The organism is Microcoleus sp. AT8-B5 (assembly GCF_036705565.1).
In the GTDB taxonomy this organism is placed as follows: domain Bacteria; phylum Cyanobacteriota; class Cyanobacteriia; order Cyanobacteriales; family Microcoleaceae; genus Microcoleus.
Genome location: NZ_JAUBUY010000006.1, coordinates 106,566 through 117,735, shown reverse-complemented (window position 1 = coordinate 117,735; position 11,170 = coordinate 106,566). Strand labels below are relative to the sequence as shown.

Sequence of the window (11,170 nt, the reverse complement as noted above, 5' to 3'; positions counted from 1 at the left end):
GACTTTTAAATATATCAGAGATTAGATCATTTCTCAAGTTATCTAAACACAAAAAGGTAATTGCCATGTCTACGCAAAACCACAATAACAACAGCGTTCCTTTCGTGAAAGTTGTCTACTCCACAGTGAAAATTAATGGTAAAATTGAGCTAGTACCCATGGAATGGTACGCAGACGGCTCTGTCAAAAAAATCGAACGCTAATGCTCGATCGCACTTGGCGGGCAAACTCTAATGAACTTGCGCGACTCGTCGCTTACAAAAACCCGGTTTCTGGGCCACCGAACGATGACTTAACAGACTCTGGGTGGCACAAACCGGGTTTTTTGCGACCAAAACTGGTCTAGCGTCGATCGCCAATCTAAGCTAATTTAAATAACTAGGTGTGTAGGAATCTCAAAGAAAAAAATATGGATCGATCGCGCCCGCAATTTTCAGTGCTGGGACTACCAGTTCACATATTAGATGATTATGCAGGTTGGCTGATGGAGCGTCTGCATCAAGGGTTAGGAAGTCATGTGGTGACTTTGAATGCTGAAATGGCCATGCAAGCCGAGCAAAATCAGGCCTTAGCAGATGTAATCCGCAAAGCGGAACTCGTGATTCCCGACGGTTCGGGAGTGGTGTTGTACTTGCGGCTGCGTGGCAAACCGGCACAGCGCTATCCGGGGATTGAATTAGCAGAATCGCTGTTAGAAGCTGCCGGAAACTTGCCGAATTCTGAATCAATATTTTTCTTCGGAGGTCACCCCGGAATTGCGGAGGCGGCAGCAGAAAATTGGCAGCAAAAAGTTAAGGGATTGTCGATTGTTTCTCAGCATGGATATCTCTCGCCACACGAACAAAAAGACTTGGATCAAAGCTTGAAAGAAATGCAGCCAAAACTGATTTTTGTGGGCTTGGGAGTGCCGCGCCAAGAGTTTTGGATTGCCGAACACCGGCATCTTTGTCCTGATTCGATTTGGGTGGGAGTTGGCGGCAGTTTTGATATTTGGGCGGGCAAAAAAACTCGCGCCCCTGCTTGGTTTTGCGACAATCATTTAGAATGGTTGTATCGGCTTTATCAAGAACCTTGGCGGTGGCGGAGGATGTTGGCTTTGCCACAATTTGCCTTGAAAGCTTTGGGGGATTTTCGAGCTTAAAAATGCCACAATAAAATAGGTTTGTAGTGAGGACTAAAGTCCTCATAAAATTATCAGGAATTCAGTCCTCACTACGAACCGATCGCGATTAAACAATGTAAGGAGAATCGATCGCCTTTGCCCGATTAATCGCCACCAAAGTCTGGTAAATCAAAGCCGAAATCTCACCGCGGGTAATGTCCCGCAGCGGCGAAAGCCAATCGCGGGAAGGATAATTAACCACAATCTTCAAAGCAGTTGCTGTGCCGATCGCACTTAAAGCATAATTAGGAATTTGAGAGCGATCGGTGTAAACTTTCAAAGTATCAGGATTGCCGCCCTTAAGTTCCAAACCGTTAACCAAAGACACGATCGCATCAGCCTTAGTTAAATTCTGATTCGGGCCGAACTTCAACCCCGGAAACCCCGCCAAAAACCCCCCCCGATTTGCCCGTTCGATCGCACTTCTCGCCCAAAAAGTAGCAGAAACATCAATAAAATTTGTAGCCGGCACCCTCGGAATCGGACTAAACGCACTCACCAACAGCGCCGCATATTGAGCACGGTTTAAACTGTCATCAGGCCTAAAAGAACCGTCAGGAAAACCGCTAATTATATTCGCCGCAGCCAAAGCTTCAATAAACTTCTGTGCCCAATGTCCAGAAATATCGCTGAACACTGTACCCCCGATATTCGGATTGCCGCCGCCCTTTCTCACCGCAGCTTGCACAGCTTTAAAAGCATTCACTTTCCCGTAACCAAACCAATCGCTGCGGCCGTTGTTAGGATCGTAATTTCCCATGCGATTGCCCAACTGGGGATCGGGATCGGGATCGACAATTTTCTCAGCAGTTTGTTCGAGAATTCCCCGCACTTCCCGCGCCGTCAAACGGGGGTTAGCCGAAAGTATCAACCCTGCAACCCCAGCGACTACTGGAGTGGCGCTGGAAGTACCGCCAAAAGTATCAGTATAGTCCCCCCAGTCGTAGCCCCGATTGCCCACTCGATCGGCAGTAAACACCCCCAAACCGGGCAAATACTGCGTCACCTCCGGCGGCGTGCCGATAAATCCGGTTTCTGGCAACCAAGTTCCCGGCGGCGCGTTGTTGCTGGGGGCGCAAACCGAGATGCTGGTGCCCCAATTGCTGTAGGCTGCTTTTTTGTTGAGGGAAGTGGAAGCGCTGACGGCAATTACGTCGGGGTGGACGGCAAATCCTGCCAGCCATCTAGTTTGACCGCCCAGGACGTTGTTGGGCCAGCCTTTCTCGTTAATTGTGCCGTTGACTGGGCGGTTGGCATTGCCGGCAGCGAACAGAATAACGCAGCCTCTGCCGCCCCGCCCTTGGGTTGCTGCTTTGGTGATAACGGCACTCTGCCGCAGGGAAAGGGGATAGTAAACTGCCACAGGCCCCCAACTGCAAGAAATGACGGCGGCACCTTTTTCGATCGCCCAATTAAATATTTTTTCGACAGAATCGTCATCGAGAAAACCCGTGGTACGAATGGGCATCAGGGCGCATCCGGGGGCGACGCCGACAATGCCTTTGCCGTTTTCTTCAGCAACGGCGACGCCGGCACAACTTGTGCCGTGGTTGTCTGAGTCGGCGACTGGCATCGGGGAAGTGTCGCCCTCTTTGAAATCGATGGGTGAGACGATTTTGCCTTGGGCTTGAAAATCCGGGTGGGTGATGTCAACTGCATCGTCGGCGATCGCAATTACGATCGATCGAACTCCGCGAGTCAGGTTCCAAGCTGGTTCTGCATAAATTTGAGCACCGCCGACAAGTTCCTTGCCGCCTTTGTTGTTGAGATACCACTGTTTGGGATAAAGCGGATCGCGGGGCGTGTAATGCTGCTGCGTCTCTACTAAAATGTTGGGTTCTGCTACGAGAACTTCTGGATATCTTGTCAGGCGGTTGGCAATTTTGACCGGGTTTTCTGTTGCTTGTTTGGTGACGAAGCAGACGAAGGTGTTGGGAATTCCTTCTACTGGCCGGACTATTTTTAAAGCTGCTGCATTGGCGATCGCCTTTCGCGATTCTTCGTCTACTTGTTCGCCAAATTGAATGGTAATTTGGTCGGTTAAATAAAAGAATGTACTGGGATTGTTCGCGGGGCAATAGACGTGGCTGGCAAAAGCTACGGCATCGCTGGCGCGCGCTGTTTGCATTGCTGCTTCTAGGCGATCGGCTGAAACGAGATATTCTTCGAGATTACTTTGGCCGACGCGGCGGTTGAGTTTTGCCCCAGTTGTTGCAGCCCAATCGTTTGAGGCTGATGCTGTTGGTGAGGGGCGGACTGTAAAGCGATCGTCCGCTTTTGACAGCAGCAATTCATCGCCGCCGCGCTGCAAAATCAGTGGGAGACTTTCATCGGGAACTCCAATTCCTTGATAGTTTTGGAGAGTCTCGGAGGTGGGTTTGCTTGGTTGTACCATCAGAAATGTTCCTGTTTGATTTTGATGTAGATTTATCAAACATATTTATAAGCTGTCAGGGAGGTTTTTGCTATGAGGGGTTTGAATCTGTAACTAACAGCGGTAGTTTTTCCATCAGTCCGCGTCGGACTTAGTTTGTGCGATCGCGTTGCTAGCGGTTTCAACCGCCGAGTCTTTTTCGATATCAGCGAGTTTTTCAGATAAACACGCTCAAATAAACACGCTAGGATTAACATTAAAAAATTCTCCCAGCGCCTTAGCTTGGGCTTTGCTAATCGCCCGTTTACCATTAACCACCTCAGAGACTACTCCTTTGGAACCAATCACACCCACCAAATCGGCTTGTTTGAGTTCGCGAACTTCCATGAGATGCAATAGAACATCCTGGGGAGTCGCTTCTGGAATTGGGTAATATTTTGATTCGTATTCTTCGATCAACAGCCCCCAGAGACTCAGTAAAGTTTCTTCTTCTACTGTTAATTCTTCCTTAGACATCAGAAAATCGACTTCTGCGAGGGCAAGATCATTATCTTCTTCGTTCAGGATTGGCTTAGGCTGAGATTTAGCCAGCAGTTGACCGTAAGCTGTTCTTTCAATTGCCATATTCATGGTGCGTTCGATTGTTGAATTAGATCGGGACTTACGCATCAAATACCAAAGAAACCGGGTTTTTTACCAGGTTTAAAGCCTCAAATGCAGTATTTAGGTAAAAAAACCCGGTTTCTGCGTCCCGGACTAGATTGCCGGGATCTGTCCAATCCCCCGCGATTTCCTTGTTCAATCCAAAATCTAAAATCCAAAATCTAAAATCCAAAATCGATCGCCCACCCTTTGACATTTCAACAAATTTGGTTTACACTTAGCCGGTTGCGATCGCCAATGGTAAGATCGGCTCAAGCTAAATATTTTTTTAAAGCGCATAGGCGCAAAGTAATTTCATGGTATACTCTGGAACTGTTTGCTGGCTTCGCTCCACTGCCCGGATTACGATCGGGGCGATCGCAGCTTTTACCCTGTTGCAACCGATCCAAGTCCAAGCACAACAACCTTCTGGGCCAGAGAACCAACAGCAAATCGAGCCCGCCGACGACCCCACAGACCCCAACAATCTTCGCCCTCTGACGCAAGACAGCAGTCTGCTGAGCGTCCCAGGAGGCCAGCGTTTGATGACAGAAGCCAGCAGTGCTATTTCCTCTCAGAATTACGCACTGGCTACTCAAAAACTCCAAGAATCCCGCCAAATTTTCAATCAACTGTCCAACTTCTACCAACAACTGGGTAGCAGTTTTGCCGGAATTGACATCCGCTTGGCGGAAAGCCACCGCACCAAAGCTGTAGAAACAGCCCAAATGCGCGACGAAGCCACCTACCGGCTGGCGTTGGTACACCGGGCCCAAAATAAGCCCGAACTGGCTGTGCCCCTGCTGATTCAGATTATTCGATCGCAGCAGCCAACTCGCGACTTGGGCAAGAAAGCTTACCAGCAGTTACTGGAATTGGGTTTTGTGGATTCGCCCTTTCCCCGACCTGCCAGCAGTCAACCGCGATCGTCTAACAAATAGTTCCACTAAAATCTAAATTACAGCCGTTTATCAGAGAAACCAATGGTTACACCGTCTCAAGTAGCAGAAATGATTAAGGCAGGGTTGCCCGACGCTAAAATACAAGTTGACGATTTGACCGGTGGCGGTGACCACTACCAGGCGAGAGTCGTCTCTGCAGCCTTTGAAGGAAAAAGCCGAGTACAGCAGCACCAACTGGTATACGGCGCTCTCAAACAGGCAATGGCTAGTGAAGCCATCCACGCTTTGGGCTTGGAAACCTTAACTCCTGCAGAATGGGAAGCGAAAAGTCAAGCTGCTTAATTGTTGAGCGGCAATTGGGTATCACAAGTTTGTGCTTGTGTCAATAGTTGCTTGAAATACAACTGCTGCACTTACCCACAAAAACCAAAGAAACCGGGTTTTTTAACCGGAATCTATGGCTGTAACGAAAGATTTTCCTAAAAAACCCGGTTTCTGCGTCAGTCAACGTTGAAAAATTTTCAAACAATATTAGGACCTACCATGAGTACAACAGCACATCAAAGAATTGACGAGTTGGTTAAGCAAAACAAAATCATGGTGTTTATGAAGGGCAATAAGTTAATGCCCCAGTGCGGTTTTTCTAATACTGTGGTGCAAATTCTCAATACTTTGGGAGTGCCTTACGAAACTGTTGATGTTTTAGCAGACCAGGAAATTCGTCAAGGCGTTAAAGAGTATTCCAACTGGCCGACAATTCCTCAAGTTTATATCAACGGCGAGTTTATTGGTGGCTCGGATATTATGATCGAGATGTATCAAAAGGGCGAATTGCAAGAAGTTGTGGAAGTGGCTTTGGCTTCTTAAATTAGACAGAAAAAACATTTCCCCGACTTCTTTAAGAAGTCGGGGAAATAACAGCAATCGCGTTTTACTTTGAATTAAGTTAATTTACTTACAGCGGATTCCAGGTTGATAAAGTACACCCCAGAAACCGGGTTTCTTCTGGATTTCTCGCCAGAAACCGGTTTTATTCAAGAAACCCGGTTTCTCTGTACTTCACTTACCTGGAAAGTGCTGTAATTATTCGTTACCAGGCAAAGCCTAGGAACGCAATGCAGTAGGCTAGGCATCGAATTTTTAGGCTCCCAAAGCGAGGCCGAGCCTGTGGACATCGGTTCCGAGGCATAGCCGGGGAACCAGTTAAAATTCCCAATTCCCAATTCCCAATTCCCCATTCCCCATTCCCAAATCATCAAGGGTTTATCAAACCGAATTTGCTATTTAATAGTAGTCTGCTTCAGTTTGGGTCTGTGGCATTGCAAAATTGGAGGGGTCGTGAATGTAACGGGCTGCTTCTTCCTCTAGTCTGTGAATCAGATAGGGTTCCAAACTGTTGGAGTGCCGCAGGGCTGCTAAATAGCCGTCTAAGTAAAGCCGCAGGTCATCAAAGCGATAACCTCTATTCCACATTTCGACGAGGGCGTCGGTGAGTTTTTGGTAGTGCCGGATTGTTTGGGTGTCTTGTAGCATGGTGTGAGTTTGAAATCCTTTGTGGTTTGTATAATGACGGCGGGATTTAGGAATGGCCTCGATTGATGCTGAGTGGCTCAGCTTGAAGCTATTTCTAAATAAAAGTTTTTACCCTGCTCAACAGGCTACCCTCCATAAAAAATTTCACTCGTTGCAATGCAGTTGCTCGACTTTTTGCGCGCACCTAGATAATTCGCTGTGCGTTTAATTGAGTCGGGATGTGGCTGAATTTGACGGTCAAAGTGGCTGAGTGTTCCGGCTACCGAGCGAACGGTTGGAGGAATTCTAGTTTCACTTGCGCGATTTGTCAACCTCCTGGAATTGGGGGCTGGGTCGGGGGGATCGCTTTTGGCAGGCGGTTGGGGCATGGGATCGATCGGCTTTACACTGTCCTATTTTCATTGTAAGCTCATCGCCAGAATGATTTAACCTTTCTGCAGGCTGACCCTGCCAAATTAACCCAATCTTTAAAATTCCTACCCTAGGTATGTCCGCTGCTTTAAACGCAGCTCATGCTTGAGTAGCGATGGTTACAAAAGCTTGACAAAAGCTCTGTTAACCTTGTAGCAATTAGTGATATGGGAAGCTCGCCTCTGTGGAATCTGCAAGTATTTCAATTGTTGAAGGGAATCCGCACCTGCGATCGCTCTTGGGCTGGCATCTACAGCAAGTCGGTCACTGGGTGCACCAGTCAGCGGATATCAGTCACGCTAGGGAAATATTTTTCAGCCGCCAGCCAACCCTAGTCATTCTGGATGCCCAATTGCCCGATGGGGACGGTTTGGAATTTTGCAACTGGCTACAACAGCAGCAGCAGTCGCTGATTTTGATGCTGTCGGCGCGGAATTCGGAATCGGATATTGTTGAAGGTTTGAAGGCGGGGGCAGACGATTACCTGACTAAACCCTTTGGGATGCAAGAGTTTATGGCCAGGGTGGAAGCTCTGATGCGCCGCAACCGCACGATGCTACCGCCGGCGACGCTGGAGTGCGGGCTGCTGAAAATTGATTTGGTGCAGCGCCGAGTCAGGTTGTACGAGGAACATATTGAGCTGACTCCCCAGGAATTTAGCCTGCTGTACGTGCTAGCTCAAGCTGGAGGAGTGCCGCTGTCGCGCTCGGATTTGCTGCGTCGGGCCTGGCCTGATGCGATTGATAACCCCCGGACGATCGACACTCACGTACTCTCTCTGCGTAAAAAAATCGAAATCGACCCGCGACAGCCGAGCTTGATTCAAACTGTACGCAATGTCGGCTACCGACTGAATCTGGAGTTGTTAAATAATGCCAATCAACATTCACCAGTGCCCAGGGCGGTGCTTTCTTAAACTGCGATCGGGCTATAAGTCTGATTTTATTTGGGGAATTGATTGGCGATCGCATCGGTTTTCGCTGCCATAATAAAGTCATTGCGATGCAGTCCAGAAATCTCGTGAGTCCACCAAGTAACGGTAACTTTCCCCCACTCGGTTAACAGTGCGGGGTGATGTCCTTCAGTTTCTGCTGCTTCGCCGACGCTGTTTGTAAAGGCGATCGCACTTTTGAAATCCGGGAATTCGTAAGTGCGTTCTATTTGGGGAATGCCATTTTTTTCGATCAAATTCCAGTCGGGAATTTGAGGTTTTAGCTGGACAATTTCGTAAGCTGTGACGCGGGCAGAGTTTGGGCTGCAGGCTGCACAGGGTTCTGTTGCTAAAGGTTCCATAAATTGCTGTTTAGCGAGAAGATGCTAAAAGATATTATAGACATTTCTAATCTGAATTATTTTGAAGGGCAACTGTCCTTTAGGATTGACATCTTGCACCATTTTTAATAAGCTTTTTATGGGCGGGTAGGATGCCCAACCCACAAGAAATTCACTCTTTGTGGAACAGGCCGGAAAGCCTGTTTTTGAGAATGGTGCAAGGCAGACATTGCGATCGAAATCGTTCAAAAAACAGATGAGCAATCCTTTAAAATTTCTGGAAATTATCGTTCACTGTGGAATCGGTTGACCGATAATATCAGGAATGGGCGGGTTGATTTGGCTATCTCGGTGATATTGTAAAACTTGGCGAACCCGCCCCTTCAAGTGCGATCGATCAACCGATAATTTTCTTAATCAAATCCAACTTACCCTTATAGGGAGCGTACCGCCATTTTAAGTCAAGTAAAAATGACTTTTGCAGCACGCTTTTTTGATGCGAAAAGGTATCAAAACTTGCTTTTGCGTGATAGCTACCGATGCCGCTTTCACCAACTCCGCCAAAAGGTAAATCTTTTACTCCCACTTGCATAACCGTGTCGTTGAGACAAACTCCCCCCGAAGAAGTTTCCCGCAAAACTCGCTCTTGTTTCTCTTTATTTTTGGAGAACAAATACAAAGCTAAAGGTTTGGGACGGGCGTTGATTTGGGCGATCGCCTCCCCGAAATCATCATACTCCAAAACTGGCAAAATCGGCCCGAAAATCTCATCCTGCATCACCGGCGAATCCCAGGAAACACGATCTAAAACCGTCGGTGCAATATATCTATCTTCCGGTTTCACTTCCCCACCGACGACAATTTCTCCATCTTTGATAAACGCACTCAAACGGTCTAATTGCCGCTGGTTGATAATCCGCGAATAGTCGGGACTTGTTTGCGGATTGTCGCCGTAAAATTCGTGAATGGCTGTTTTAATTGCTGTCATCAAAGCAGGTTTAACTTTTTTATCAACTAATAGGTAATCGGGAGCGATGCAAGTTTGTCCGGCATTGAGAAATTTGCCCCACGCAATGCGTTTTGCTGTGTATTCAACCTGAATGTCTGAGTCTACAATGCAAGGACTTTTTCCACCTAATTCTAATGTGACAGGTGTCAGGTGTTTAGCGGCAGCTTCCATGACTATTCTACCGATTTTAGTGCCGCCTGTAAAGAAGATGTGGTCAAATTTTTCGGCTAGCAATTGTTGGCTGATTTCGACTCCTCCTTCGACGGCGGCTATATAGGCGGGATCGAAGGTTTTGGATATCAGGTCGGCGATAACTTCGGAGGTGTGCGAGGCGATTTCCGAAGGTTTGAGAAGTGCACAGTTGCCGGCGGCGATCGCCCCGACCAAAGGTGATATCATTAGCTGAAATGGGTAATTCCAAGGCCCGATGATTAAAACAACGCCCAAAGGTTCAGGGTAAATGCGGGCCGATGCTGGGAATTGATCTATCGAAGCAGCCACTTTTCTCGGCTTTACCCACGATTTGAGGTTTTTGATGGCATAATTAACTTCGGCGATCGATGCGATTTCAAGATAAGCCTCGAATTCCGGCCGACCGAGGTCTGCCTTGACGGCATCGACTATTCGTGATTGATTAAGTTCGATCGCACTTTTAAGTTTTTTGAGTTGTTCAAGCCGAAAATCCACATCTTTCGTTTTCCCAGTCGCAAAAAATTGCCGCTGCTGCTGGATAATATCGCTGACGCTGATTACCATTTTTTGTCCTCCATGTCTATAAATAAATGTTACAACAGGAAAACGGAACTTGGGTAAAGTGCGATCGGTGTTAAAGCGCAGACCTCTTGAAAAAGTCTGCGATCGGGGCTTTATGCTATAACTTATAAAGTATTAATTGTAGATGCTTAATTTGAGTTAAGTCATGAAAATATCTAAGAACGATTTTTTTTTCTATTCCTGCTGGCTGCTTTGCTTGCTTGCAGTAGCAGGATGTACCTCTAAGCCCGAAAAGCAAGTTGTCATCTGCTCGAAAGACTTTACCGAACAAGTCATCCTCGCCGAAATTTTAGCACGCCATATCGAAGCTAAAACAGATATCAAAGTAGAACGAGAACTGAATCTGGGAGGTTCGCTTTGCCATCAATCCCTAACAGCAGGTAAAATCGACTTGTACGTCGAATACACGGGGACTGCTTACGCCAACCTGCTCAAACAAAAACCGATTTCTGACCCCAAAAAAGTCCTCGATTACCTCAAACAAGAATATCCCAAACAGTTTAAAGCAGAATGGACGGAACCGCTGGGATTTAATAACAGTTTTGCGATTATTGTGCGGGGAGACGATGCCAAAAAACTCAATTTACAAACTCTCTCGCAACTTGGGAAAGCTTCACCTAACCTCCGGGCTGGTTTCGGCCCAGAATTTAACGAGAGAGAAGATGGGTTTCCCGGGTTGGCGAAAACTTACGGAATTAAGTTTCGAGAACAACCGAAGGAATTGCTGTTAGGATTGCTTTATCAAGCGCTGCAACAAAAAGAAGTAGATGTGATTGCTGGTAATACGACGGACGGTTTGATTCAAAGTTTAGGTTTAGTAGTTCTCAAAGATGACAAGGGCTATTTCCCGCCCTACGAAGCAGTTCCGGTTGTGCGATCGCAAATTTTGGAACAATACCCGGAATTGCGTCCAGTGCTCGCAGAATTGGGCGGCAAAATCTCTGAGGAAGATATGCGGAAACTCAACTATCAAGTTGACGGGGAACAGCAGGAAGCGGGACAAGTGGCGCAGGAGTTTTTGCAGCAAAAGCTGGGCGCTGCAAAGCCCGCACCTAGCGCAAAGTAATGGTTAGTTTCTCTCCTAAAAGTTC

General features: G+C 47.3%; 13 protein-coding genes. 7 read left to right on the top strand and 6 right to left on the bottom strand.

Annotation, left to right across the window (positions count from 1 at the left end; translation table 11 throughout):
- Positions 1–65: 65 nt before the first annotated feature.
- Together QUB39_RS06635 and QUB39_RS06630 are read left to right on the top strand one after the other, a co-directional pair.
- Positions 66–203, top strand: a complete 138-nt coding sequence (locus QUB39_RS06635; protein ID WP_333038037.1) for a hypothetical protein — start codon at positions 66–68, stop codon at positions 201–203.
- A gap of 206 nt (positions 204–409) precedes the next feature.
- Positions 410–1,141, top strand: coding sequence for a WecB/TagA/CpsF family glycosyltransferase (locus QUB39_RS06630; RefSeq protein ID WP_333052515.1), 732 nt, complete (start codon positions 410–412; stop codon positions 1,139–1,141).
- A gap of 88 nt (positions 1,142–1,229) precedes the next feature.
- On the opposite strand, the gene QUB39_RS06625 is transcribed toward QUB39_RS06630, so the two are convergent.
- The 3 genes from QUB39_RS06625 to QUB39_RS06615 all read right to left on the bottom strand — a co-directional run bounded on the left by QUB39_RS06625 (position 1,230) and on the right by QUB39_RS06615 (position 4,395).
- Entirely contained in the window at positions 1,230–3,557 is a 2,328-nt protein-coding gene (locus QUB39_RS06625) for a S8 family serine peptidase (RefSeq protein ID WP_333485037.1), read from the bottom strand.
- A gap of 210 nt (positions 3,558–3,767) precedes the next feature.
- Complete coding sequence (locus QUB39_RS06620; RefSeq protein WP_333208412.1) at positions 3,768–4,166, bottom strand: transcriptional regulator; 399 nt, start codon at positions 4,164–4,166, stop codon at positions 3,768–3,770.
- Positions 4,167–4,197: 31 nt separating this feature from the next.
- A complete protein-coding gene (locus QUB39_RS06615; RefSeq protein WP_333208411.1) occupies positions 4,198–4,395 on the bottom strand; it encodes a hypothetical protein in 198 nt (65 codons plus the stop codon).
- 100 nt (positions 4,396–4,495) lie between these two features.
- Between QUB39_RS06615 and QUB39_RS06610 the strand changes: the two genes are divergently transcribed.
- The 3 genes from QUB39_RS06610 to grxD all read left to right on the top strand — a co-directional run bounded on the left by QUB39_RS06610 (position 4,496) and on the right by grxD (position 5,947).
- Positions 4,496–5,119, top strand: coding sequence for a hypothetical protein (locus tag QUB39_RS06610; RefSeq protein WP_333052522.1), 624 nt, complete (start codon positions 4,496–4,498; stop codon positions 5,117–5,119).
- Positions 5,120–5,161: 42 nt separating this feature from the next.
- Positions 5,162–5,422, top strand: a complete 261-nt coding sequence (locus QUB39_RS06605; protein WP_333052524.1) for a BolA family transcriptional regulator — start codon at positions 5,162–5,164, stop codon at positions 5,420–5,422.
- A 201-nt stretch (positions 5,423–5,623) separates the two neighbouring features.
- Positions 5,624–5,947, top strand: a complete 324-nt coding sequence (gene grxD / locus QUB39_RS06600) for a Grx4 family monothiol glutaredoxin (RefSeq protein WP_190657705.1) — start codon at positions 5,624–5,626, stop codon at positions 5,945–5,947.
- A gap of 417 nt (positions 5,948–6,364) precedes the next feature.
- Here grxD and QUB39_RS06595 read toward each other — a convergent pair whose 3' ends face one another.
- Positions 6,365–6,613, bottom strand: a complete 249-nt coding sequence (locus QUB39_RS06595; RefSeq protein ID WP_332985209.1) for a DUF6761 family protein — start codon at positions 6,611–6,613, stop codon at positions 6,365–6,367.
- 595 nt (positions 6,614–7,208) lie between these two features.
- On the opposite strand from QUB39_RS06595, the gene QUB39_RS06590 reads away from it, so the two are divergent.
- Entirely contained in the window at positions 7,209–7,940 is a 732-nt protein-coding gene (locus QUB39_RS06590) for a response regulator transcription factor (RefSeq protein ID WP_333052527.1), read from the top strand.
- A 26-nt stretch (positions 7,941–7,966) separates the two neighbouring features.
- On the opposite strand, the gene QUB39_RS06585 is transcribed toward QUB39_RS06590, so the two are convergent.
- Positions 7,967–8,317 carry a 4a-hydroxytetrahydrobiopterin dehydratase gene (locus tag QUB39_RS06585; RefSeq protein WP_333485036.1) on the bottom strand — a complete coding sequence of 117 codons (351 nt, stop codon included), beginning with the start codon at positions 8,315–8,317 and terminating at the stop codon, positions 7,967–7,969.
- 376 nt (positions 8,318–8,693) lie between these two features.
- Positions 8,694–10,061 carry an aldehyde dehydrogenase gene (locus tag QUB39_RS06580; protein ID WP_333052532.1) on the bottom strand — a complete coding sequence of 456 codons (1,368 nt, stop codon included), beginning with the start codon at positions 10,059–10,061 and terminating at the stop codon, positions 8,694–8,696.
- A gap of 163 nt (positions 10,062–10,224) precedes the next feature.
- Here QUB39_RS06580 and QUB39_RS06575 point away from each other — a divergent pair, with 163 nt between their 5' ends.
- The gene (locus QUB39_RS06575; protein WP_333052534.1) at positions 10,225–11,145 is read left to right on the top strand and encodes a glycine betaine ABC transporter substrate-binding protein; all 921 of its coding nucleotides are present in this window, start codon (positions 10,225–10,227) and stop codon (positions 11,143–11,145) included.
- Positions 11,146–11,170: the final 25 nt, after the last annotated feature.